The organism is Actinophytocola sp. NPDC049390 (genome assembly GCF_044466355.1).
Lineage (GTDB): Bacteria > Actinomycetota > Actinomycetes > Mycobacteriales > Pseudonocardiaceae > Actinophytocola.
In genome coordinates this window covers 381312-406596 of record NZ_JBITMQ010000004.1, presented here as the reverse complement: position 1 = coordinate 406596, position 25285 = coordinate 381312, and the positions used below count along the sequence as shown (strand labels likewise).

Genomic DNA, 25285 nt, shown 5'->3' with positions numbered 1-25285 from the left:
CTCCGAATACGCGTCGTCTCCGAGGCGCGTCGTGGCCTATCGTCTCTGCAACGTCAGAGTTCAGGGGGACACGTGGCGCTCACGCGAAAGGGTGCTCGGCGGATCACCGTCGATGACGTGGTGTACCGGTGGACCGTGCGCCGCAAGCCCACTTATTGCCAGGCGCTGGGCTGGTCGCCGCTGACGTTCGCGGTCGAGCGCACGGAGCAACCAGGGTCAACGCTGGTGGTGTCGCTGCCTTGGGCTCGTCCCGACAACTGGCTCGCGCTGCCCTCCGGCCCGGTTCGGCCTGGCGTGGTGGCTCGCGCTATCCGGCTTGCGTTGTCGCGAGGGTGGCAGCCCGCCTCGCCGGGCTCACCGTTCAGGATTGATCTTCGGTCCTACGAGTGATTGCTGCGCGAATACTCGCAGTGTGGTACCCACGCACCCGGCGTGGTTGCCCGTCTTCTCCGGTGATCCGGTCGCGTGTGGACGGGCAGCCGAGGTCGGCCATGGCCCGGCCGAACGAGTTCGGCTCGACGTCGAGTGCCTCGACGAGTTCGGCGGTGGGGATGAACTCGCGCTCGTCGAGGTCCTCGCCGAGGTAGGCGACCACGGACGCGAGCGGCTCCGGCAGCACCGGCCGAAGCTCGGCCGGACGCTGGCCGGTACCGATTGCCCGCACCACGCTCACGTGATCCAACTCGGGCGCGGTGTCCTGTCCGGCCGCGTGCCCGGTGAGTGTTCCGGCTGCCTCGCGGAGCGCGCGCCCGCGTCGGCACAGTTCGTGCCAGTCCTCGTTCGGCATGTAGTAGGTGCGCACGGTCAGCGCCAGCACATCCGCCCCGGCTTGGGTCTCGCCGTCCGGTCGGAGGATGCCCACACCCTTGTGCGAGGCGAGCAGGCGGCTGCTGTCATACCCGCGCGTGTTCATCTGCTCGCCGAGGACGATGTTGCTGTCGCGCCAGTCCATGACCCGCAGCGCGAACCTCGACCCGAGCACGGCCCTGAGTCCACTCGGGATGGTCTTGGAGTCTGGCCGTTGGGTGGCGAGCACGAGCACGATCCCGGCCGCCGGTCCTTTCTTCGCCAGCCAGGTGAGCAGCTCACCCACGTACTCGCCTGCCGTGAGCTTCTTGCCCTCGACCTCGACCGGTGTCCGGTCCTCTAGCGGCACTTGCACCTCGTCGAGGAACACGGCCGTGATCGGCATGTTCAGCGCCGTGTCGCGGGACATCGCCGGAGTGATCTTCGATTCCGGGCAGATGGTGTCGTCGAGGTCGCGCATGCGCCGGTAGCGGCCCTGCACCTCGCCGACCAGCTCGACCAGCCAGCCGACCAGCGCGAGCACGTGTGAGGTTTCGTCGCCGGACATGAACCGGTGCGCCACCTTCGCGGCGGCGTCCCAGTCCTTCCCGGCCTTGAAGTCGGCCACATACAGCCGGGTGTGGGGGTCGAGGATCAGGCCGGCTGCCGCGAGCCGGGCGGCGAACGTCTTGCCCTGACGCGGGATCGCGCCCACGAGCAGGGACGTCCACACCAGGGGGAGGTCGATCTTGCGGTCGCGTGCGTCGCGGCCGAACGGGACCGGCCGCCACGCGTCCCACCGCGCCACGGCCAGCAGCGGTGTCCGCAAGGGTGGGGTCGCGTAGGGGTCGGCGTCGGCGACCCACATCGACACCCGTCCGGCGTGGCCGCCGTTGCCGCGCACCCGCTCCACGATCAACTGGACCTCGTCGACCGCCAAAGCTGAGGCGAGCGCTTCCCGGTTCTTGATCACGTCGGCGGCCTTGCGGGTCGCGGGAAGGTCGACCGTGATCGCCCACCCGTCACCGACGCGTGTCGCGCGCTCGACCAGCCGGAGTGTCTCGTCCTTGCCGACCAGCTTCGCGTCCCGGAACGCGTCGACCAGGACTTGCGGGTCCATCGTCCACGTCAACGTGCGTGGCCCGGCCAGCACGGCCTTACGGCCCGGCGACCCATCCCGCCGACGGCCCAGGACCGCCAAAGCGAGCGACACCAGCACGGCCGCGGACCACAATCCGCGGGCACCGTAGAGCAGCTCCACCAGCGCCAGCGCGACCATCGTCGCGACGGTGAGAGCGCCAGTCACCTTCCAGCGGAACAGCGTGAGTGCGCGGATCTCGGTGAACTTGTCCGCGAGCTTCTCCGACGACTCGGCGGCCTCGCGGTAGTCCCGCACGGTCACCCACCGACGCCACCAGCGGACAGCGGCCACCAGCCCGCGCACGACCGCGCGCAGGTACCGCCACGGCGACCGCCCCACCGCCACGACCGCGTCCTTCACTGCCTGCCGGGCCTGGCCTCGGTCTTTCAACCAGACCGGCACACGCGGCGACCGCAGCCACCACGACCAGAAGCGGCCAAGGCGCGGTTGGGAGTAGAACGGCTGCGACTCGTCGACCAGCTCCGCGTCGTACACCGGCCCGACGTCCATAACCTCACGGGACTCGGCAGGTACGGGCATCGCGTTCTCGTTCATGAACGCACCTCCTCCGCGAGCGCGGCGGCCACACGTGAGGACAGGCCACGCGAGCAGCTCGTGACCTCACGGACCCACGCAGGCGTCACCTCGACGCCGGGCGTCCACGCGCGGCGTGCGTCGGCGAGGTAGTCCGCAAAGGACCGCCGTGTCGTTCGTGGACGTTCATGAACGACCGGCCCGGCCCGGTGAACGGCCTCCGTGAACGCGGCGTTCACGGCCTCGGTGAGCTTGTCGCGCAGGTCAGTCACGGCCTCGGCGGCGACGAACACCACCAGCGGCGGCACCGAGTGCAGCACGATCCCCGACAGCGACCCGGCCGCGAACGAGGCCCACGTGTTCATCACGTACGTGGCGGCGAGCGTGAACCACTTCGCCCGCCGCACCCACGGCCCCGTTGAGACCTGGTAGCGGGCGGTGACCTGCTCGGCGCGCAGGATCGCCAGCAACACGACCGACACCGTGGGGTCAAGCAGCCACGCGGCCAGCCACGGCAGCGACCACGCGGCAGCTCCGGCAGCGGCGAAGGTCTGGACGTTGGTCATGGTGAACGCCAGCCCACACACGATCCCGGCCCAGCACAGCCGGTCCACCTGCGACCGGACGCGCTCGACGCGGAGCGCGATCACGTCCGGGTCGGTCTGGTAGGCGCGCAGCTCGGCGGCCTCGGCCGCGTCCTGCGCCAGCCGCTGCGCACGGGTCAACAGGATGTGCCGGGCGTCTTGGGGACCGGCGGGTGGCCGCCCGGCAGCGGCCACCCCTCCCCTCCTGTCCTGGGTCATCGCCGGTCCCTCCGACTGTCCACAGTCGTGACGGTGAGCGCGCGGGTCAGCGCGTAGGAGGCGAACAGCGCCGGGAACCCTAGGACCGCGAGCAGCAGCCACGGGTTACCGGGATGCGTGATCACCACCCACTGGACCGCCACGATCAACCCAGCGGTGAACAGCACCCGCCCGGCCAGCGACAGCAACCGCGCACCACTCCGCGCGGCATCGCGAGCGGCCTTGGCGCGGCGCACGCTCGCCCGCCACACCCACAGGAAGACGAGCAGCACGCCTACTCCGGCGAGGATCTGTGTCGGTGTCAGGCTGATCTCGGTCACGGCTGCTCACCCCCCTCGGGGAAGTCGTGGTGGTCGAGCGGCTCGGCGCGTTCGCCGCGCTGTCGCCAGTACGGGTAGAGCGCACGCCGGTCCCGCTCGTTGAGCGAGCCCCAGACACCGGCGGTCTGCTCCCCGGCCGTGCGCAACTCGAGTTCCAGGCATTCGTCTTGCACGGGGCATCCCGCGCACAGCCGGGCGGCCAGCTCCCGGTCGATCGACTCGTTGCCGGTCAGCTCGGGCGGGTCGCCGTCGGTGAACGCCCACACGCATTCGCCGTCCTTCATCACCAGGTCGGCCAGGACATCACTCGGCACCCACCGCAGACGGTCCAGCCGCCACGCGATACCCACGAACCGGGAGCGATCATCGGAGGTCATCACCACGCACCTCCGGTGGTCCGGAGCACCTCGCGGGAGGTGCGGCGCTCGGCGGTCATCTGCGCCACGTCCACGCAGGTGCCGGTCTCGATCGCCTGCTCGGCGAGCCGCTCGACAGCGGCAGCGGGCACGACGAACCGCGTACGAATCTGCACCGCAGGAAACGCGCCCTCGTGAATCGCGCGGTACAGCGTGTTCTTGTTGCAGCGGAGGATCGCCGCTGCTTCTCGGACTGTGTAGAACGCCGGTCCCCCGGCATTCGGCAGAGTTGTGCTCATGATTGGTTCCCTAAGAAGTGTTGAAGAAAGGATGATGAAGTGCCGATATCGGCACTATTGAAGACACGAATGGCCCAATCGCGGGCGAAGTGGCGCCCGCGAAATGGGGCAGCCCCGCTAATGTCGATGTTGAGGCGGAGCGCGGAGGAATACGTGTCGGAAGACTGGTCGGCAGTCGCGAAGGCGATCAACGAGCGCCTGACGGAACTCGGGCTGAATCAGCGCGAGCTGTCGGAGCGGTCGAACATCGCGCTGTCGATCGTGCGCGAGATCCGGAACAACACGGTCCAGCGCAGGCGCAGCGGCCGCACCCTCGAAGCGCTCTCGGTGGCCCTCGGCTGGCACCCGCGGCACCTGGCCGCGGTACTGCTGGGACTCACCCCACCAGCGCCGAACGACCCCGTGGACCTGGCCGGCGACAGCGTGCCCGCCAGGCTGGCCGCGATCGAGGACCAGCTCCACGAGATCACCAAGCGCCTCGAAGAGATGTCCGCGAACCTGGCGACCGTGATCGAGCGTGCGAACCGCGAGAAGTAAGGGCTCCCGGTCCGACGCTGGCATCTCAGGTGCCAGCGAGGTGGTGTTTCGGCGTGCGTTCATGCCTCAAGGAAACGGCGAATCCGAGCCGTTAAACAGCTGGCTGCGGTTAACCAGACTGGAGATAACTTGAATTAACTCCGCAGGCCAGAGGGGATAATCGGGGGACCGTTCGGATGCCAGCAACCAAGCTGCAAGAGGCTCGCCGCCAGCGCGGCTACTCCGCACAGGACGTCATCACGATGATGCTCCAACGTGCACAAATGCTCGGCATGCCGATCATGAGCGAAGCTAGCTTGAAGACGAAACTCTCCGTTTGGGAGAACGGCAGAACAGCCGTCAGCCCGACATACCAACGCCTGTTCCGAGATATCTACGGCCTCACGAACGAGGAACTCGGATTCCCGCCAGAACTCGACGACGGCGAGGTAGAGGAACTCCGATCACGGCTCACGATCGCGCGTTCCGTCGATGCCGGGACGGTCGCACTGTTCCGTCAGCAGGTGGAGAACGCGCGGCACGTCGACCGCCAGTTCGGAGGCATCACGGTGCTCGACGAGTTGCGGAGCCAGATAGCCCAGATCGAACGGCTGCTCGGCTACAGCACGATGCGCGGCCAGCGCGAGGCGCTCGCCGGAGTCCTCACGGAAGCGGCAGCGCTGGCAGGGTGGGAGGCCCTCGACCGCAACGCCATCCGCCAGGCGTGGGACCACCACGAGCGCGCGAAGGCCGGAGCACGTGAGGCAGGCTCGCCGCAGCTCTTGGCGCACGCGATGGCGCAGCAGGCGTTCATCCTGATCGACATCGGCGAGGTCAACGCGGCCGTGGAGCAGCTCGACCAAGCCCGCGCACTCGTGGCCCACTCCGCCCCGGCCCTACTGCGCACGTGGCTCACGGCAGCACACGGCGAGGGCCTCGCAGCAGCCGGACGCCGCGACGACGCGCTACGGGCGTTCGACGAAGCTGACGCGTTACTGCCCAACGACCCCGTGAACCCGGAACTCCCGTTCCTGTTCCTCGCAGGCGCACACCTCGACCGCTGGCGCGGCAACGCCATGAGCCGCCTCGGCGAACCAGACGCGATCGACCAGCTCAGCCACGCCCTACCCCGGCTCCCGCGCGACTTCACCCGCGCCAGAACCGTCATGCTCGTCGACCTGGCGTACGCCTACGCGGCAGCAGGCGACCGCGAGGCCGCGCAGGCGCACGCCCGTCAAGCAAAGCGACTGGCGATGCAGATCAAGTCCGACCGGCAGCTAGGCAGGCTCAATCGTCTCATCCTGCCCACCGGCAGCCACGCCGCGTGAGGCGAGGTAGTAGAGCAGCGGCACGAGCGCCCCCGCACCGAGCACCTCACGACGCTTCACGAACTCCAGCACACGACTCAGAGGCACCCACTCCAGACGGCCGACCTCCTCAGTATCGGTCGGCTCGCCGACCTTCTCGACCTTGCGCCACAGGTAGACAGCAGTGTCAGCCGTCACCTGGCCCGGCAACGGCTCGAAGCTGACGAGGTGTTCCGGCTCGCCGACCGGCCGATAGCCGGTCTCCTCCTCAACCTCACGGCGAGCGGTGTCGGCAGGATCCTCGCCTTCCTCGACGAGCCCACCGAGCAGCTCGTAGCCCCACTGATCAGTTGGGAACCGATACCGCCACAGCATCAGCACGCGGTCACGCTCGTCAACGATCAGCCCGATGGCGATACGTGCCAGGTGGACAACGTGGTACTCCCACCGCTCACCGTTCGGAGCCTGAACATCGGCAAGCCCCAACTTCACCCACTGGTTGTCGTAGATCAGTCGCTCACCGTAGGTCGTCCAAGCTCCGTGCTCATCAGTCACGTCGGCAGCCTACGACCGCTTCCGTCATCATCGGATCCAGACCTGAGCGGACGGTGTAATGCCGCGAACTGCTGCACGATGGTCTCATTGCGACAAGTAGCGCATAGACAACGATTGGACAACAACTTAGATGTCAGAACTAGACATTCAACCTCGATCAGAGTCGGGATTCTACATCTCGTCTATCGAACTAGCTGGCGATCAACCACCAATCCAGCTGAGCCCGGGCACAGTGACTGCGATCGTCGGGGGAAACAACACCGGAAAAACCACATTGTTGAAACAGATCAATGGATGGTTACAGAACGTCACGCAGCCACCGATTCAGGTAGACGAACATAGGATACTCACTCGCCTTGAAGTTGCAAAAGGAGAAGATGCTCAACAGTTTATAAAGTGGGTGCACAATAATTGTGAACACCGAAAGCCCAACGCCATCAACCCGCACATGCCGGAAGGATATGTTCGCTCAGGCACGGTACCGATGACGGAAGAACAACTCCGTCAAGCCTGGATAACCACGCGAAATGGTCATCTCGGGAACATTTACCCCTTTCTCGTCTACGTGGCGAACGCTGGCGAACTGGGACACGGCTTCTCAACGGGCATGCGAGACCGCCCCGACGATCCCCCTACCCATCCTCTTCACTACCTAGAACGCAATATGGCTCTGCGGGAGAAGGTCGACGAACTCTGCATAAAGGTATTCAACCAACACATCACAGTCGACACGCTTGGGAAGAACATCACTCTACGACTAGGGACTCCACCCGACGATATCTCCCCACCTGGGTATAACGATGATCCACTATCCTACCGTGAGGCTCTCGACAAATTACCTAAGCTGGACGGGCAGGGCCACGGTATGCGATCACTGCTCGGCAAGCTATTCCCAATCCTAACGGCCACTCACCCCATAATCATTATTGACGAGCCCGAGGCGTTCTTGCATCCACCACAAGCAACTATATTTGGCCGCTTGATTGGCGATATCACCCGCGATTCGGGCGTGCAAGTTATCCTAGCCACTCATGACCGCAATATCTTAGTCGGCCTGCTTGAGAGTAAATCTCCGGTTTCAGTTGTAAGACTCACGCGGGTCAATGGCCGCAACGATGCATATCAGCTGAGCACTGAAGAGATATCACGCATATGGTCAGATCCCGTGCTGCGATACAGTCATGTGCTGGACGGGCTGTTTCACCAGCGGGTGGTATTGGTCGAACACGACCGTGACTGCACGTTCTACTCTGCAGCACTGGACGCCGCTCACGAAGACGAACCGCTGCCGGTAAACCCAAGCGACATCCTGTTTGTTCCAACCAACGGCAAGGACGGGATGGCTCCTGTTGCACAAGCGTTGAGTTCCATAAAGGTTCCAGTGATTGCATCCCCTGATATCGATATCTTGGATGACGAGAACAAAATGAGGAGGCTCGTCACTGCCCTAGGAGCGGACTGGAGCGAATACCGCGAGCAGTTCCAAGCTTGCACCTCCTACCTCCGTGCACCAAAAGAGCCCGTGTTGGCCGCTTCGGTTGCGAGCAAAGTACAAGCTTATCTTGACGGTATCCTGAAACAGGATCCTCGTCGGCTCTGGGACAGGGAGACACGGGAGGAGTTCCGCAGCTTGACCCGAGGCGGTAACAACAGTTGGGAAGAATTGAAGAAGCATGGCGTGCGCGGATTCAGAAAAGATGTCGAGACATCGGCATATAACTTGCTAGATCGTCTAGATCGCATCGGTCTTGTCATCGTCCGTGAAGGCACACTTGAGTCATTCGGAATTGGCTACTCCGTTACCGAACGAAAAGGCCTCAACTGGCTGCGTTCAGCGCTCGACAAGGGCGCACACAGGTCGACCAGCGCCATGAGCCATGCGCGACGCCTGGTTACTTCGATGCCAGCACTGCCCCCAGTAGTTGCTCGCTCAACAGACTGAGGAACCGCAAGTGAAAAGTAAGCCTAGCAAGAAAAGTAAACTCAATCGGCTCTCACGCGTACCGAAAGATCCGGCACGGTGGAACTACAAAAGTCCAGGGAAACTCAGCCTCACAATTATCACAGGACCAAACACGGATGGCGGTTCCCTTTCCCTTGCTCATGACGTGGATTTGGTTCGCGCATCTCTACTTTACGCCGACGAGATTGAACTAATTAGCGTTAACGCCGTGATGATGGCAGGCTTTCTCAATCTTGCGTCCAGCGACGGGAACATGCTCGATCTTCTTGGAACTCTCGACGACGAAACCATAGCGCAAATTACAGGTGACAGACCTCTCCCCGCGAACTGGCGCGCGTTATTATCGACTTTGTCAGCGATGTCCAATACGTCGACGTTGGAAGAACTCGGAGTAAGCACCCACGGCCTCCGCGCTCCAATGGCTGAGTTACGTAGGTCTGCTGACGAGATGTTTTCTCAGTCGGGAGGCGAGAGCCTGCTGCCTGCTATCAACAGTGGCATTGTCAAACTTTCATCATCGGGATTCACTGCCGAAGGCGATCTGGACGCCGCCCTTGAGCGTTGGCTTGCATTGCTCAAAGAGCGTCTCGAAGACCCACAAACCAGGGTGCTGCTTGATGACCAGGTCGGCAGCCTAGCCCGCGCTATGGTCGACGAAGGCCGCATCGAGATGGATACACTCCATCTTCGACATGGACGTGAGGCGGTGGCTGGCAGCGGATTTATAGCGAGGCTGCCAGCGTTTCCACAGGCACCAACCGACGAACTGATAGATCTTCGGAAGGATCTCCGCGGACCCCTTATTCGCTACAGACGAGCCGTGTCGTCCTTCTCTGAGATGCTGCGGTTCCGCAGTTTCGACAGGGAATCATCGACAGAAGTCGACGATCTCTACATGCGGGAGGTGCAGCCAGAAATTCTTCGACTCCAGGAGGAGTTCGCCGATCACCAGCTGGTGCGAGAGATATCGAGGACGTTAGGAGCGGATATAAGAACTGTGGCGACGCTTGGCGCAGGCGCATTTATAGGCGTCGCTGTAGATCAATTCACATCAGTGAGCAATTGGGTCGCAACCGCGTTTGGCGCAGCTGGCGTGGCAGGTCAATCGGTAATCGCGGCAGCCGAAAGTCGTCGGAGAGCGCGCAAGGAATTGAAACAAGCCGAACTGTTCTATCTATACGAGGTGAACCGCAACTTCCTCAATCGTTAAGAGAGGGCCGTCTGTCGACGTTCGCTCAACCGGGTCACGTTTGCACTGTTCTCTGTGCCTACAGGGGCTACCGTCGCACGTCTTCCCCGGCTTACTACCACCAGGCCGGCTTGCTCAAGACTTTTAATTGCCCTTTGCGCGGTATTTAGACTTACAGCGTATCGTGTCGACAATTCGGCGATGGTGGGCAAGCGGTCACCTACCTTTAGGAGACCGCACGAGATCGCGCCGCGAAGATCTATCGCGATCCGCTGATAGAGAGCATCATCTGCTAGCTCAATACCTGCACGAAGCTCCTGTTCCGGGCGCAATCCCATAGGTAGCTCTGGCAGGCGGGCCGATAGGACTCCGGCAGCGCGCTGATCCGCTTCGGCAACCCACGCACTGTAAAATCGCAGAGTCGTGGATCCGCCGCCTCCGTGACCGAGACGGCCACCTACGGTTGTCACATCAACTCCTGCAGAGATCAGCTCCGTCGCGGAATAGTGGCGTAGCTGATGGATATTCATGTCCCATTTGAGTGGCTTGCGGGCACACATACGCGCGTAGCGCTGGCTTACCGAGTCCGGTTTGAGCCAGGTGCTTCCGTCCGGGGTATTCGAGAAGATTCGGGCCTTGCCTGGCATCTCGTCGCCGAGGCCTGCACGCTGGGCGCAGTGACGCTTATACGCCAGAAGGAGGCTCACCGTCGCGTCATCGATGGTTATGCGACGTTGCTGGTGGGTCTTGGTGTCCTTCTCCCACGTCCGGCCGCCTCGCTGCGCGATGCTCGACTTGATCACCAGGACACCGGCACCCGGCTTGAGTGTGACACGATCCCACGTCAGCGCGCACAGCTCGCCTCGACGAGCACCAGTCACCATGGCGAGCCACACCAACATGCCCCAGTCGAGGTCCTTCCATGCCTCTGTGGCGATTTTGGCGGCCTGGTCGGCAGTTGGGGGCTGCGGGTTGGGACGAGCGGCTGGGAGCGGATCAGCCTGGCTGAACGGGTTCACGCCCAGCCAGCCCCAGCGGACGGCCCGCTTGCCAGCGCCGGACAACACCGCGTGGATCTTCCGTAGCGAGCCGTCAGAGAGCCCCTTGCACTCGTGGGGCTTGCACTTCTCGTTGCACTCGTGGGGCCGCTCGGTGCGGTGCTCGATGTACTTCCGGCCCTGACAGCGCGCACGGCACTTGCGGAGCACGTTGTAGAACGAGTCGAGCGTCTCGCCGTTGATCTTGGTTAGCGGCACCGTGCCGAGCAGCGGACGGATGTGGAGCCGCGCGAGCGACTCGTAGTTCACCTTCGTGGTCTCCTGCACGCGCGTCAGGGCGAAGTACTTGTCGAGGAGCTGGTTGACCGTGGCGCGGGTCCGCGCGTTGCGCTGCTCGTCGCGCTGAGCCAGGAGGCGTGTGAGCGCCTTCTCGGCGTCGGCCTCGGCGTGGGGGCCTGCCGGAACGATCTCCTCAAGGCGGTGGCGCTTGCCGCTCACGGGGTCAACACCGGCGTAGACCCTCACGCGGAGTGAGCCGCTGCGGAGGCGTTCGATCTCGCCGCGAGGCTTGCGTTGAGACTTAGAAGCGCTGGTCATGGGGCCAGCGTAAAACACCACTGGCCCCAGATCCGGCCCCACGAATGGGGCGGATCTGGGGCCAACAGGCTCCTGACCTGGAGCCGCCTAAGGGAATCGAACCCTTGACCTGCTCATTACGAGTGAGCCGCTCTGGCCGACTGAGCTAAGGCGGCGTGGTGCCCATAGTGTAACCGGCACCCCAGCGTCACCCGCACACCACCTCCCTCGTTACGTAGTTGCTGGTGGAGCGCTGGTCGCAGTCGAGGAGGACGCCGATGCGCGGACGGTCGCAGGTCGCGACGGCGGTGGGGCTTGCCGCTGTGGTCCTCGGGCTTGCCGCCGTGCCCGCCGCGGCTCAGCCCACCACGCCGATGCCCACACCGACTGATCCGGAGTCGCCGGGGATGTCGTCGCCTGTCGGGCCGGTGCCGCCGTGGCACGCGGTCGGTGACGCCGGGACCGGGCTCGGGATCGTGCGGATCCTGCCGAACTCGACGCCGACGAAGGCGATCGTGCCCGGCATGGAGGACAAGCTGCCCAAGCAGTCGGCGGCCGAGCTCGGGTTCGGGCTCGCGTCCGCGCAGGTCAACTCCGAGGCGTACCTGTCGTTCGAGCGGTCGATCGCGCAGGCCGCGCCCGGTGGGCTCGCCATCCAGGGTGGCAGCCCGCAGGCGCCGGGCGCGCTGTCGCAGACCGCGTCGCCGGACAACCCGCAGCCCGTCCACAACGGGCTGGCGCTGCCGTCGTCGCCGCTCGACACGCTCGTGCGCGCCGGGGCGCTCCAGGGGCAGGTGCACGCCAGGTGGAGCGACACGGCGGGCCCGTGCATCGAGACCATCTCCGACGCCTCCACCGAGATCGCGAGCCTCTCGCTGCTCAACGCGATCCCCACGCTGCCGTCGACGCCGGACCTGACCGGCGTGTTCGACGCTCCGAAGCTCGACGCGAACGCCGACAAGGCCCTGATCGACGGGATCAAGCAGCTCCCCGGGCCGCTCTCCACCCTGGGCGGTGCGCTGTCGGGCAAGGCTGCCGCCGACGGCAGGGGTTCGCTGGTCAGCCTGCCGAACACGTTGTCCGCGCGGTCGGTGGTCCGGCTCGTCGACATCCCCGGCTCGCCGAACAAGGCGGTGCAGTCGACGTCGACGATGCAGGTCGCCGCGCTGAAGCTGCTCGCGGGCACGCCGTTCGAACTGACGATCCGCGTGGTCAGCCAGCCGACGCTGCAGGTCACGTCGACGGGCGACGAGAAGACGTCGACGGTGAAGTACACGGCGCCGGTGCTGGCGGTCGAGCAGGGCGGCAAGGTGCTCGGGAAGCTCGACGCGGCCAACCCCAGGTTCGACATCCCGATCGGTATCCCGGTCGGGCAGGGCGCGGAGACGCTGCCGATCATCGGTGACCTGCTCGCGAACGGGCAGAAGGCGACCGACGCGCTGCACCGCATCGACCTGGGTGTCATCCGGCTCGGCGTGGCGCAGCTCGACCAGCGCGGCACGGCGATGACCTCGCCGTTCAAGGGTTTCCAGCTGGGTGCCACGGCGCGGATGCTGGACGTGCAGGTGCTGCCGACGCAGGCGCTCGGGCTGCCGAACCTGCCGTCGGCGCTGGCGCAGGTCGCGCTGGGCGAGCAGATCGCGCGGGCCTACGCGCCGACGGGTGGGGTCGTGTGCCGGACGTCGGAGCAGCCCGTGCCGCCGCCCACGCCGAAGCCGCAGGGCAAGGCGCCGATGGAACTGGCCTACACGACGATGGCGTACAAGACGATCCCGATGTTCTGGACCGGGACGGCCATGCTGTTGATCGGCGTGGTCATCGTGGCGGCACTGCCGACGCTGCGCTCGCCGAGGCCAGTCGCGGCGGCGGGCCCGCGCGACGACGTGCCTGACGGCGACGACCCGCCGACGCCGAAAGATGAGCCGTCCGCCGCACCGGAAGCCGAGGCGGAGGTGGCCGACAGCGATGCGACCGAGATGCAGGCAGCTGACACGGAGCCCACGGATTCCGCCGACGACGAAGGCACCGAGGCCGCGCCCAGCGACTCGAAGGCCAACGAGAAAGAGCCCGACAAGAGCGACGAAACCGACAAGTGACCCGCGGCTGAGCTGGCCCCTGGCGGGCCGGCTTGGCCTCCGGCCCCCTCGAACCACGCTACGACATGGGTACGACACTGACGGTCGAGTGATCGCGAGTTGTCCACAGGCGGCGAGGTTGTCCACAGGTGCGTCCACAACGGGTCCACAGCTGCTTACCTGCTGATCAGTGGCCTCTACCCAGGGCAACCCGGACCAGCGGGAACGGCAACCTGTGGATAACTTCGCCGGAACTGTCGTACCCCGCCGATACGCTGGAACCCGGGGGCCGGAGGCCGCCCCTCAGCCGAAATGCAGCGCCGTCAGCATCGCCTCGATCGCGATCCGAGGCTTCACGTTCAGCTCCATCGCCTCGCGGCACGCCAGCACGGCCTCCAGGCGCCGCAGCGTCGACTCCTGCGTCCACGCGCCCGCAGCCTGCCGGGCGTCTCGCTCCCGGTCAGGGTGGTTGAGCGTCGCGCCGCTGCCCGACGACGCCACCAGCACGTCCCGGTAGAACCCGGCCAGGTCGACCAGCGCCAGGTCGATCGCATCACGCTGAGTCCTCGTCGCGCGGCTCTTCTGGCGGCGCTCCAACTCCTTCAGGGCCGCCGCGCTGCCCCGGGTGGCCGTCGCCGCGCCCTTGCCGGTGCCGCCGTGGCCCATGGCGGTCTTCAGCGCTTCCTTCTCGGCCTCGTCGCGGGCGCCGCTGACCTCGTTCGCGTCCGCCTCGGCGGCTTTCACCAGGTCGTCCGCGCAGTCGAAGACGTCCGCCAGGCGGCGCAGGTTCAGCGGGATCCGCAGCACCGAGTCGCGGCGCGTGCGGGCCGCCTCGTCCGTCGCCAGGCGGCGTGCCCGCCCCACGTGCCCGCCGCACACGGACGCCGCCCACGTCGCCATGTCGGCGGGGACGCCGTCGCGGGACTGGAGCACCTCCGCGATCGCGGCCGCCGACGGGGTGCGCAGGCCCAGGTGGCGGCACCGGGACCGGATGGTCACCGGGACGTCCTCCGGGTGGTCCGACGGCGCCGCCAGCAGGAACACGGTGCGCTCCGGCGGTTCCTCCACCGCCTTCAGCAGCGCGTTCGCCGCGCCCTCGGTCAGCCGGTCCGCGTCGGTGATGATGACGACCTGCCAGCGCGCACCGGTCGGCCGCTTCGCCGCGACCTGGACCAGCGACCGCATCTCCGCGACCGAGATCGACAGGCCTTCCGGCACGACGACGTGCACGTCCGCGTGGGTGCCCGCCATCGTCGTCCGGCAGCCGGAGCACGAACCGCAGCCCGTGCCCGTCTCACATTGCAACGCGGCCGCGAACGCCTTCGCCGCCACGGAACGGCCGGAGCCGGGAGGGCCGGTGAACAGCCACGCGTGCGCCACCGCCGACGTCGGGCCGCCGCCGAACGTGCCGTCCACGATCGACGCCGCGGCCGACGCCGACGCCGTCAGCACCCCCACGGCTTCCGGCTGCCCGACCACCTGCGACCACACGGAGCCCACAGCGCGCCTCCGACCAGAACGGACTACGTGGCCCGGATCGCCCGGGCCTCCACCGGAGCGAGGCTATCGCCCGGCAGCAGGCGCGCCATCCTGCGCCCGGCCACCGCGGTCTGCACGGCGATCCGCACCCGCACCGCCACCTGCTCCGGCGAGCCGTCCGCGTCCACCACCACGTACCGGTCCGGGTCCGCCGACGCCATCTCGGTCAGCACCCGCTGCACCTGCCAGTGGTCGGTCGTCGACGACCGCCTCGGCTTGTTCGGGTCGAGCGTGCTCGGGTCGCGGTCCAGCAGGATCGTGACGTCCGGGCGCAGCCGGGCGGTCGCCCAGTCGGCGAGGCCCTCCAGCTCGGCCGGGTCGAGCCCGGCCACGACGGACAGGTGCGCGAGCGGGCTGTCGACGAACCGCTCCATCACCACGAGCGCGCCGCGGTCCAGCGCCGGCCGGATCTGCCGCTCCACGATGTCGGCGCGCACGGCCGCCGCGACCAGGGCGTGCGCCCGGGCACCGGTCAGCTGCGCGCCGGACAGCACCGTCTGCAGCCGCTCGTCGTCGAGCGTCGGGTCGGTGGCGAGCAGGACCTCCTTGGCGCCCGGCCGCTTGAGCCAGTCGGCGAGCAGGTGCGCCTGCACCGAGGTGTCGACCGCGACGTCGCCCTCCACCGCGATCAGCAGACCGGTCGACCGGCGCGGCTTGCGGCGGATCGCGTTCAGCAGGTCGGCGAGGATCGGCTCGGTGCGGCGGTCGTCCATCTGCCGGTACGCGATCACGCCGACCAGCGCGGCGATCAGGCCGGCGCCCAGCAGCACTGGCCGCGTGCCGTCGATGGTCATCTCGCGGCCCCACACGATCACGGTGTGCGGCCGGACCAGGCCGACGAGCAGCGGCGTCAGCGCCATCGCGCCCGCCAGGATGATCTTCATCAGCGACTGGTAGATCGCGTTGATGCGGCCGCGGATCGCGTCCTCGATCTGCGTGCCGATGATCGTCACGCCGGTCAGGAACGCCGCACCGGCGCACGCGCCGACGACCATCACGGTGATCAACGAGACGAACAGGTGCGGCGACAGCGCCACCAGGCACATCACGATGCCCGCCAGGACGATCGCGATGCCGAACAGCCGGTTGTGCGGCAGCCGCCGCGCGAGCTTCGGCGAGCCGGCCATGCCGGTGGCGAGGCCGATGAACATCGCCACGAACAGCAGGCCGAACGTCGACGCGCCGCCGCGGAGGCTGCTCGCGTACAGGTTCGCCGACCCGATCAGCGCACCGGCGGCGGCGAACGCGCCGATCATGCCGATGAGCAGGCCGCGGACCAGCGGGGTCGTGCGCACGAACCGGGCCGCGTCGCGGAGCATCGCACCGAACCCGAGTTTCTCGCCCGACTCCTCGGCGGCCTTCTTCTCCGCCTTGCGTGCCTCGGCGAGCGGGGTGTCCCGGCTGGACAGCTCGGGGATGCGGGTGGCGACGAGGATCGCGCTGGTCAGGTACAGCGCGCCGATGACGACCACGATGATCTTCGCCATGCCGAGCCCCTCGGGGTCCGGCTGGATGTTGAGGTTCGTGGTGATGCCGGTGATGATCGCGTAGAGGCCCGCGCCGGTGATGACGGAGATGCCGTACGTCATGACGAGGCCGAGCTGCGCCGCGGTCTCGACCTGGTCGGAGCGGCGCAGCAGGTTGGGCACCGCCGCGTCCTTCGACGGGATCCACATCATCGAGCAGCAGCCGATGAGGAAGTTCGCGACGAACAGCCACAGCGGGGTGCCCACGACCGCGATCGACACGAAGAGGGCGCATCGCAGGACGTCGCAGATGACCATGATCTTGCGGCGGTCGAACCGGTCCGCGAGCAGGCCGCCGAGCGGGGCGAACAGCAGGCCGGGCAGCAGCTGGGTGAGCACGACCCCGGCGAAGGCGAAGCTCTGCGCCGAGTAGCCGTCGGTCATCTTGGTGACCAGACTGGTCAGCGCGAGCAGTGACAGCCAGTCACCGATGCTGCACAGGTAGGTGACGCCCCACAGTCTGCGGAAGCCCCTGATCGCCAGCACGCTCCGCGCACGGTGTGTCATGGAAGCGTTCGACTCGGCCAGCGGCCTGGTGCCGCCGTCCCGTTCCGTGCTCGCGCCCCCGATGATGCCAGCCACCCCATCTCCAACCTGCCCGCGCAACCAGGGTAACCGGGTCACGCGCACAGCCGCCCACTCGGCCGCGCGCGTAAGGTAACGCGGTCAAGCTGAGAGTGCTGAGGGTTTCAGCTGAACAACGACGAGATCGTGTCGATCAGGCTGGCCAGCATCACGATGACGAGCACTCCGATCACGAGGAGTAGCAGCCCGACCGCGGCGATGCCCGGCGAGAACGTTCCCTTCCGCTGCGGCCGCGGCGGCGTGCCCCGCTGCAGCGGGATGCGTGCCGCCGGGATGCCCGCGGGGGGCGTCGGCGGCGCCGGAGGAGGCGGCGCGGGCGTGGGTGCCGCCTCTGCGGTGGGACCGACGCCCCCACCGCCGTCACCGGCGTCCGGGTCGTTGGCACCCGTGTTCTGCGTGACCGGGGCCTGCGCGTTCTCGGGCATCGGGGGCAGCCCGATCATCAGCTCGGAGTCCTCGTCGAGCACCGACGCCATCGCCTCGCGGACCTTGTCGATGTCGGGCGCGGCGGGCTCCACCACGCGCACCCGAACGGCCTCCGCTTCGTACTTACCGCCGGTCACCAGGCCGGACAGCGGATCTGACATCAGCGGCGGCGGCCCGGGGTCCTGGGTGCCGTCGTGATTCCAGCTCGCCATGTCGTCCACTCCCTGCGCTACCTGTCGGTGACGTACCGCATCTGCCTACCAGACTAGGAGTCTTCTCCCCGCCGAGCGAGATAAACCTGACGCGCGGCGAGGGAGACGCGAACGTCGTCCAAGAGCGGTTCGAAGAAGGCCACGCGGTAGTTGTCGTCGGTCGCGGCGGAGGCGGCGAAGTACAGGCCGGAGAACGCGGCGAGGAACAGCGACACGTGCACGAGGGCCCGTGGCAGCGGCAGAGCGATGCCGAACAGCGTGCCCTGGAGCTTCGAGGCGCCTCCTCCCAGCCACGAGTCGATCACCGTGCCGTTGATGGCGAGCGCGCCGAGCGCGATGAGCAGGCAGAACACGAGCACGCTGAGCACGAGGATCTGGAGCAGCTGTGCGACGAACAGCACGAGTGTGATGTTCACCCGTTCCCTGCGGCCAAGCGGGAGCGGGGTGATCGGCGGACCGTCGACGGCGCTCGCGAGCGGCGTACCCGACAGCAGGCCCGCGATGTTGCCGAGCTTCTCGGCCGCCACCTTGTCGATCATGACCCGGAGTTCCTCGTCGAGCCGGACCACCATGAACAGCACCGCGAGCACCGCGAACGCCGCCACGACGAGCCACAGGCGCCAGCGCGGGAGCCCGTCGGCGATCTGCCACATCTCGGTCGAGAAGAACGCGAAGATGATCACCAGCACGAGCAGCGGCAGGGCCTTCGTGGCCATCCGGCCGACCGTGCCCAGTTCGGCGATGGCCTTGCGCAGCCCCCACGCGACGATCGCACCGGCACCGACCCAGACGGCGAACAACATGAGCAACGTCACGCCGACGGTGATCGTGATCGACAGCCACAGCTGCGACCGCAGTCCGGCCCACACCTCGCCCAGCGGCAGCACGACCACGTTCAGCACCAACACGACCCTGGCCAGCACCCACCGGCCCCGCCGCGACAGCACCCGCATCCAGCGCGACGCGAGCCAGCCCGCGACGAACGGCACCACCACGGCCGCCACGACCACCGCGAGCAGCACGAACACGTACGCGGTGTTCGCCATGCGCCGCTCGAGCTCGGCCGCGGGCACGTCCAGCAATCTGGTGACGACCGTGACCAGCGGATCGATGATCATCACGAACACCAGCGCGGGCACGGCACGCTGCAGCAACCGCGACCCGCGCTCGTCGCTGCGCACCACCAGCGGCAGCCCCCGCCACCGGAACCACGCCTCGACCGCCCGCCGGTCGAACCCCCGCGGTGGCGTTGTCACCGCCGTCCCACCGGTGTCGTTCATCCGTCCCCCTCACCCGTTTCAGTGGTCGGGACGGTATCCAACTACGACTTGGGCTTCGCCGGGGCCTTTTTCGCGGGTGCCTTCTTGGCCGCCGTCTTGGTGGTCGTGCTCTTGCGGGTCGTGCGCTTGGGCGCCGGGCCCTTCGCGCGCTTCTCCGCCAGCAGCTCCGCCGCCCGTTCGTCGGTCAACGTGTCGACGCTGTCCGTCTTGCGCAGCGACGCGTTGAACTCGCCGTCGGTGACGTACGGGCCGAACCGGCCGTCCTTGACCACCATCGGCTTGCCGGACACCGGGTCGTTGCCAAGCTCCTTGAGCGGCGGAGCGGCCGCCGCGGCCTGGCGACCGCGGCGCTTCGGCTCCGCGTACAGCTTGAGCGCCTCGTCGAGCGTGACCGTGAAGATCGACGGCTCGTCGGGCAGCGACCGGGAGTCCGTGCCCTTCTTCAGGTACGCGCCGTAACGGCCGTTCTGCGCGGTGATCTCCTCGCCGCTGTTCGGGTCCGTGCCGACGACCCTCGGCAGCGACAGCAGCTTGAGCGCGTCGTCGAGCGTGACCGACTCGATGGACATCGACTTGAACAGCGAACCGGTACGCGGCTTCGCCTTCTTCGCCTTGGCGTCCTCGGGCTCGGGCAGCACCTCGGTCACGTACGGACCGAAGCGGCCCTCCTTCGCGACGATCTCGTGCCCGGTCACGGGGTCCGTGCCCAGCGAGCGGCCCTCGACCGGGGTCGCGAACAGCTTCTCGGCGATCTCGATCGTCAGCTCGTCCGGCGGCAGGTCCTCCGGCAGGTTCGCCCGCTGCGGGTTCTCCGCGCCGTCGGGGCCGTCGCCGTCGCGCTCCAGGTAGGGGCCGTAGCGGCCGACGCGGACGACGATCGAGCGGTTCTGCTCGTCGGTGAACAGCGGGATCGAGTTGATCTCGCGGGCGTCGATCGTGTCGACGCCCGAGCCGACCAGCTTCTTCAGCCCGCCGGTGTGCGCGACCGAGCCCTCCGGGCCGACGTCACCGCCGAAGTAGAAGCCGGACAGCCACGTGGTGCGCTGCTGCTCACCGGCGGCGATGCGGTCCAGCTCGTCTTCCATGGCGGCCGTGAAGTCGTAGTCCACGAGCCTGCCGAAGTGCCGTTCGAGCAGCCCGACCACCGAGAACGCGATCCAGGACGGCACCAGCGCGGACCCTTTCTTCCACACGTAGCCGCGGTCCTGGATGGTGTTGATGATCGACGCGTACGTCGACGGGCGGCCGATGCCCAGCTCCTCGAGGGCCTTGACCAGGCTCGGCTCGGTGTACCGGGGCGGCGGCGAGGTGGTGTGGCCGTCCGGGTTCAGCTCGGTCGCGGTGACACCCTGGTCCTTGACCAGGTGCGGCAGCCTGCGCTCGGCGTCGTCGGCCTCGCCGCCCTCCTCGGTGTCCACGGTCTCGACGTAGGCGCGGAGGAAGCCGGGGAACGTGATCGTGCGGCCGGACGCGGCGAACGTGCACTCCTCGCCCGACGCGGCGGTGCCGACGATCCGGACGCTCATGGTGGTGCCGCGCGCGTCGGCCATCTGGGAGGCGACCGTGCGCTGCCAGATCAGCTCGTACAGGCGGAACTCGTCGGACTCCAGCTCACCCGCGACCTGGCCCGGCGTGCGGAACACCTCACCGGCCGGGCGGATGGCCTCGTGCGCCTCCTGCGCGTTCTTCACCTTGCGGGTGTACTGGCGCGGCTGCGGCGAGACGTACGCGTCGCCGTACAGCTCACGGGCCTGCGCACGGGCCGCCGCGATCGCCGTCTCGGACAGCGTCGTGGAGTCGGTACGCATGTAGGTGATGTAGCCGTTCTCGTACAGCCGCTGCGCGACCCGCATCGTGCGGTCGGAGCCGAAGCGCAGCTTGCGGCCGGCCTCCTGCTGCAGCGTGGAGGTCATGAACGGCGCGTACGGGCGGCGGGTGTAGGGCTTCTCCTCGACGGAGGCGACCCGCATCTCGGAGCCGGTCAGCGCGTCGGCGAGCCGGCGGGCGTCGGCCTCGTCCAGGCGCAGGACCTTGTTCTTGAGCTGCCCGTCCGGACCGAAGTCGCGGCCGGTGGCGAGCTTGCTGCCGTCCACGGCGACCAGGCGCGCACCGAAGTTGCGCGGCTCGGCCTCCTCGCCCGCGTCGAGCTTCGCGGAGATGTCCCAGTACGAGGCGGTGACGAACTTCATCCGCTCCCGCTCGCGGTCCACGACGATGCGGGTGGCGACCGACTGCACGCGGCCCGCGGACAGACCACGCGTGATCTTCTTCCACAGCACCGGGCTGACCTCGTAGCCGTACAGGCGGTCGAGGATGCGGCGGGTCTCCTGCGCGTCGACCAGGTCCTGGTCGAGCGGGCGGGTGTTCTGGGCGGCGGCGCGGATCGCCGACTCGGTGATCTCGTGGAAGACCATCCGGCTGACCGGCACCTTCGGCTTGAGCGCCTCGAGCAGGTGCCAAGCGATGGCCTCGCCCTCGCGGTCACCGTCTGTCGCGAGGTAGAGCTCGTCGACGGTCTTCAGCGCTTCCTTCAGCTCGGTGACGGTCGACTTCTTGTCCGGCGTGACGATGTAGATCGGTTCGAAGCCGTTGTCGACGTTGACGCCGAGGTTCGACCACGACTCGCCCTTGTACTTCGCCGGCACCTCGGCCGCCTTGCGCGGCAGGTCCCGGATGTGGCCGCGCGAGGACTCCACGACGAAGTTCCGGCCGAGGTAGGAGGCGATCTTCCGCGCCTTGGCCGGTGACTCCACAATCACCAGCCGCCGCGGCTCGGCCCCAGCCGACCCGTTCTTCTTGGTCCCGTTCGAACCTGCCAACGCCGTCCCGCTCTCTAGTCCGAGCTTGTTCTCAGCTCGCTAGTGTGCACGTTGCACACCGTGATACCTACCCCCAGGTGCCTTGCAGCACACTTCGCGAAGTTTCCCGAAGCGAACATCGAACACTTGTCGCCGCAAAGGCACGAACTGTTACCTGGGTAGCACGCCTAGGCGCTCTGACGCACCCCGGATACCGCTGGCCAGTCGTTTTCGGCCGTCACGGACGGTGGCGTGCCGACCAGTTCAGCGAGCCTGCCAAGCCGCCGCCGACCGGAAATCCGCAGACCCGGGGCCCCGTCCCCGCCGCCATGCAGGGTAGCGGGCAGTCCGGCGGCGCTCAGCGCGCCTCTGACCGTGTCGTAGATGCGCGGCGCCTCCGGGTCGAGCCCGAGGAGGTAGCTCCCCGCGAGCCAGGTGCCCGCCGCGAGCACCCACAGGCGTAACGCGCCGCCGGCGAGCGCCAGTCCGGTCGGGGCGAACTTCTCGCCTTCCTTCGTCCACTCCTCGGCCAGCGGCAGCAGGTCGGACCGGAAGGCGGTGCGCACCCCGTGCTCGCCCTGCTCGGTCGCCATGTGCGTGCCGTCGATCCCCCGTTCGGCCAGTGCGCGCACCACCAGCCGCGCCCGCCACGGCTCGTCCACGCGGACGGTCAGCCGGGCCGCCGTCCTGGCGAACTCGGCGAGCTGACCGCCGCAGCACAGCAGGCCGGCGAGGTCAGCGACCTGTGGCCGGTTGGCCTCCGCGGAGTAGAACGAGAGCTGCGCCACCCGGCCAAGGATAGAACATGCGTTCGATCTCGGAAAGGGTGATCCACGCGTTCGGTGACCGGACGGCTGCGGCACGCGAACGGCCCGCCCCCGGATCGCACCGGGAGCGGGCCGTTCGTCGTCACCTCGGTCAGGCGGCGCCGTTGCTGACGGTCTCCGCCGGGTTCTCCGCGATCGCGGTGCCGCGCCGCTTGGACACGAACACCGCCGCGACGATCAGCACGATCGCGACGATCGCGAACACGGCGCGCAGCACGCCGTTCTCGCTCTCGCCGATCGACAGCGTCACGATCGCCGGGGCGATCAGCAGCGAGACCAGGTTCATCACCTTGATCAGCGGGTTGATCGCCGGGCCCGCGGTGTCCTTGAACGGGTCACCGACGGTGTCACCGATGACGGTGGCCGCGTGGGCCTCGGAGCCCTTGCCGCCGTGGTTGCCGTCCTCGACCAGCTTCTTCGCGTTGTCCCACGCGCCACCCGAGTTGGCCAGGAACACGGCCATCAGGGTGCCGGTCGCGATCGCGCCCGCCAGGTAGCCGGCCAGCGGGCCGGTGCCCAGGCCGAAGCCGACGGCGATCGGGGCGAGCACCGCGAGCAGGCCGGGGGTGGCCAGCTCACGCAGCGAGTCGCGGGTGCAGATGTCCACGACGCGGCCGTACTCCGGGCGGACGGTGCCGTCCATGATGCCGGGGTTGGCGTGGAACTGGCGGCGCACCTCGTACACCACCGCGCCCGCGGCCCGGGACACCGCGTTGACCGCGAGACCCGAGAACATGAACACGACCGCGGCACCGATGATCACACCGATCAGCACGTTCGGGCTGACGATCGACAGGCTGAACGACGCGACGTCGGCGGTGCTCTCGCCGATCTCGGCCAGCTTCTCGGTGATCGCGGTCAGGTAGGAGCCGAACAGCGCGGTCGCGGCGAGCACCGCCGTCGCGATCGCGATGCCCTTCGTGATGGCCTTCGTGGTGTTGCCGACCGCGTCGAGCTCGGTCAGGATCGCCGCGCCCTCGCCGTCGACGTCACCGGACATCTCGGCGATGCCCTGCGCGTTGTCGGAGACCGGGCCGAAGGTGTCCATCGCGACGATGACGCCGACGGTGGTGAGCAGACCGCAACCGGCCAGCGCGACCGCGAACAGCGCCACGAACAGCGAACCGGACAGCAGGAACGCGCCGTAGACGGACGCAGCGATCACGACCGCCGTGTACACCGCGGACTCGAAACCGACCGAGATGCCGGACAGGATCACGGTGGCCGCACCGGTCAGCGACGTGTTGCCCACGTCCTTGACCGGCTTGTAGTCGGTGCCCGTGAAGTAGCCGGTCAGCCAGAGGATGATGCCGGCGAGGACGATGCCGATGATCACCGCGACGGTGGCGATGACGGCCGGGTTGCCTGCCAGGGCGGGCTCGGTCGGGCCGTCCAGCTCGGAGAACGAGGACGGCAGGAAGACGAACGCCGCGATGGTGCACAGGATCGCCGAGATGATCGCGGAGATGTAGAACGACCGGTTGATCGCGGTCAGGCCGCTCTCCCCGGCCCGCGCCCGCGTGATGTACACGCCGATGACCGCGGTGACGATGCCCAGCGCGGGCACGATCAGCGGGAACAGCAGACCCTGCGCGCCGAACGCGGTGGAACCCAGGATCAGCGCGGCGACCAGGGTCACCGCGTAGGACTCGAACAGGTCCGCGGCCATGCCGGCGCAGTCACCCACGTTGTCACCGACGTTGTCGGCGATGGTCGCGGCGTTGCGGGGGTCGTCCTCGGGGATGTTCTGCTCGACCTTGCCGACCAGGTCGGCGCCCACGTCGGCGGCCTTGGTGAAGATGCCGCCGCCGACACGCATGAACATCGCGATCAGCGCGGCGCCGAAGCCGAAGCCCTCGAGGACCTTGGGTGCGTCACCCGCGTAGACCAGCACCACGATCGCGGCACCGAACAGGCCGAGGCCGACGGTCGACATGCCGACGACGCCACCGGTGCGGAACGCGACCCGCATGGCGGTCTCACGGCCGCCCTGCTCGCGGGCCGCGGCCGCGACGCGCAGGTTCGCCTGCGTGGCGAGCCACATGCCGAGGTAGCCGATGGCGAACGAGAACGCCGCGCCGATGACGAAGAACAGTGATCGCCCGATGCGCTCGCCCCAGCCGTCGGCCGGGAGGAAGAACAACAGAACGAAAACGATCGCACCGAAGATCGTCAGCGTGTTCCGCTGCCGCCTCAGGTACGCGCCCGCGCCTTCCTGCACGGCCTTGGCGATGTCCTGCATCTTGGTGGTGCCCTGGCCCGCGGCCAGGACCTCCTTGAGCAGCACGTAACCAACGGCCAGGGCGGCGAGAGCGATCACGGCGACCACGACGACGATGCCGCGATCACCGCCGGTCAGCGTTGGACCGCCTTCCGCCGCTAGTACTTGCCAGGACATCTGTCCTCCTGGATCTGCCTGACGTGGCGCTTTTCGCGATCGCCGAGGACCGCCGCAATCGTCCGGTGAGGACGGGTGCGCCACCAGGGGGTATTTGATGGGACCGGCGGAGTCTATTGGTTGGACTGACCGCGTTCGCGGGGTGGCCTCCCAACTGCGGATACTCCGGATTCATGATCGATCAAGAGCATCGATACAGAAAAGTGGCGAATTCCGGTGCCGGCTCGCGGACGAAACCCCCCGTTCGGCCCTTGTGCGTGGGCCGCCGGTGCCTGC

General features: G+C 67.5%; 19 protein-coding genes and 1 tRNA gene. 5 read left to right on the top strand and 15 right to left on the bottom strand.

The window, feature by feature from the left end; translation table 11 throughout:
* Positions 1–361 precede the first annotated feature (361 nt).
* From ACIBVP_RS15805 to ACIBVP_RS15785, 5 genes are read right to left on the bottom strand one after another with little or no spacing between them, the layout of a single operon-like run.
* A complete protein-coding gene (locus tag ACIBVP_RS15805; protein ID WP_396106821.1) occupies positions 362–2482 on the bottom strand; it encodes a cell division protein FtsK in 2121 nt (706 codons plus the stop codon).
* On the bottom strand, positions 2479–3264 hold the full coding sequence (locus tag ACIBVP_RS15800; RefSeq protein ID WP_396106820.1) for a hypothetical protein: 786 nt from the start codon (positions 3262–3264) through the stop codon (positions 2479–2481). Before ACIBVP_RS15800 ends, ACIBVP_RS15805 begins: the two co-directional genes overlap by 4 nt.
* Positions 3261–3584 carry a hypothetical protein gene (locus ACIBVP_RS15795; protein WP_396106819.1) on the bottom strand — a complete coding sequence of 108 codons (324 nt, stop codon included), beginning with the start codon at positions 3582–3584 and terminating at the stop codon, positions 3261–3263. The genes ACIBVP_RS15800 and ACIBVP_RS15795 overlap by 4 nt, the downstream gene beginning before the upstream one ends.
* The gene (locus tag ACIBVP_RS15790; RefSeq protein WP_396106818.1) at positions 3581–3961 is read right to left on the bottom strand and encodes a WhiB family transcriptional regulator; all 381 of its coding nucleotides are present in this window, start codon (positions 3959–3961) and stop codon (positions 3581–3583) included. The genes ACIBVP_RS15795 and ACIBVP_RS15790 overlap by 4 nt, the downstream gene beginning before the upstream one ends.
* The gene (locus tag ACIBVP_RS15785; RefSeq protein ID WP_396106817.1) at positions 3961–4239 is read right to left on the bottom strand and encodes a helix-turn-helix domain-containing protein; all 279 of its coding nucleotides are present in this window, start codon (positions 4237–4239) and stop codon (positions 3961–3963) included. Before ACIBVP_RS15785 ends, ACIBVP_RS15790 begins: the two co-directional genes overlap by 1 nt.
* A 153-nt stretch (positions 4240–4392) precedes the next feature.
* On the opposite strand from ACIBVP_RS15785, the gene ACIBVP_RS15780 reads away from it, so the two are divergent.
* Positions 4393–4776, top strand: coding sequence for an XRE family transcriptional regulator (locus tag ACIBVP_RS15780; RefSeq protein WP_396106816.1), 384 nt, complete (start codon positions 4393–4395; stop codon positions 4774–4776).
* A gap of 176 nt (positions 4777–4952) precedes the next feature.
* On the top strand, positions 4953–6083 hold the full coding sequence (locus tag ACIBVP_RS15775) for a tetratricopeptide repeat protein (protein ID WP_396106815.1): 1131 nt from the start codon (positions 4953–4955) through the stop codon (positions 6081–6083).
* Here ACIBVP_RS15775 and ACIBVP_RS15770 read toward each other — a convergent pair.
* Entirely contained in the window at positions 6033–6617 is a 585-nt protein-coding gene (locus tag ACIBVP_RS15770) for an NUDIX hydrolase (protein ID WP_396106814.1), read from the bottom strand. The genes ACIBVP_RS15775 and ACIBVP_RS15770 overlap by 51 nt on opposite strands.
* A gap of 130 nt (positions 6618–6747) precedes the next feature.
* Here ACIBVP_RS15770 and ACIBVP_RS15765 point away from each other — a divergent pair, with 130 nt between their 5' ends.
* Positions 6748–8559 (top strand): ATP-dependent nuclease, encoded by a 1812-nt coding sequence (locus tag ACIBVP_RS15765; RefSeq protein WP_396106813.1) that lies wholly within the window; start codon positions 6748–6750, stop codon positions 8557–8559.
* A 10-nt stretch (positions 8560–8569) separates the two neighbouring features.
* On the top strand, positions 8570–9790 hold the full coding sequence (locus tag ACIBVP_RS15760) for a hypothetical protein (RefSeq protein ID WP_396106812.1): 1221 nt from the start codon (positions 8570–8572) through the stop codon (positions 9788–9790).
* Here the strand turns inward: ACIBVP_RS15760 and ACIBVP_RS15755 are convergent.
* Positions 9787–11364: a tyrosine-type recombinase/integrase gene (locus ACIBVP_RS15755; protein WP_396106811.1), complete on the bottom strand. Its 1578-nt coding sequence runs from the start codon at positions 11362–11364 to the stop codon at positions 9787–9789. The two genes, ACIBVP_RS15760 and ACIBVP_RS15755, sit on opposite strands and share 4 nt — an antisense overlap.
* 78 nt (positions 11365–11442) lie before the next feature.
* A tRNA-Thr gene (locus ACIBVP_RS15750) sits at positions 11443–11519 on the bottom strand.
* Between the two features lie 102 nt (positions 11520–11621).
* On the opposite strand from ACIBVP_RS15750, the gene ACIBVP_RS15745 reads away from it, so the two are divergent.
* Positions 11622–13439 carry a hypothetical protein gene (locus ACIBVP_RS15745; protein WP_396106810.1) on the top strand — a complete coding sequence of 606 codons (1818 nt, stop codon included), beginning with the start codon at positions 11622–11624 and terminating at the stop codon, positions 13437–13439.
* A 282-nt stretch (positions 13440–13721) separates the two neighbouring features.
* Here the strand turns inward: ACIBVP_RS15745 and ACIBVP_RS15740 are convergent, their stop codons facing one another.
* From ACIBVP_RS15740 to ACIBVP_RS15710, 7 genes are all read right to left on the bottom strand, one after another.
* Positions 13722–14918, bottom strand: coding sequence for a DNA polymerase III subunit delta' (locus tag ACIBVP_RS15740; protein WP_396106809.1), 1197 nt, complete (start codon positions 14916–14918; stop codon positions 13722–13724).
* Positions 14919–14941: 23 nt separating this feature from the next.
* Positions 14942–16990 carry a bifunctional MFS transporter/dTMP kinase gene (locus ACIBVP_RS15735; protein ID WP_396106938.1) on the bottom strand — a complete coding sequence of 683 codons (2049 nt, stop codon included), beginning with the start codon at positions 16988–16990 and terminating at the stop codon, positions 14942–14944.
* 182 nt (positions 16991–17172) lie between these two features.
* The gene (locus ACIBVP_RS15730; protein ID WP_396106808.1) at positions 17173–17706 is read right to left on the bottom strand and encodes a hypothetical protein; all 534 of its coding nucleotides are present in this window, start codon (positions 17704–17706) and stop codon (positions 17173–17175) included.
* 53 nt (positions 17707–17759) lie between these two features.
* Entirely contained in the window at positions 17760–18986 is a 1227-nt protein-coding gene (locus ACIBVP_RS15725) for a hypothetical protein (RefSeq protein WP_396106807.1), read from the bottom strand.
* Between the two features lie 41 nt (positions 18987–19027).
* Positions 19028–21805, bottom strand: a complete 2778-nt coding sequence (gene topA / locus ACIBVP_RS15720) for a type I DNA topoisomerase (protein ID WP_396106806.1) — start codon at positions 21803–21805, stop codon at positions 19028–19030.
* Positions 21806–21972: 167 nt separating this feature from the next.
* Complete coding sequence (locus ACIBVP_RS15715) at positions 21973–22572, bottom strand: hypothetical protein (protein WP_396106805.1); 600 nt, start codon at positions 22570–22572, stop codon at positions 21973–21975.
* Between the two features lie 130 nt (positions 22573–22702).
* A complete protein-coding gene (locus ACIBVP_RS15710; RefSeq protein WP_396106804.1) occupies positions 22703–25009 on the bottom strand; it encodes a sodium-translocating pyrophosphatase in 2307 nt (768 codons plus the stop codon).
* Positions 25010–25285: the final 276 nt, after the last annotated feature.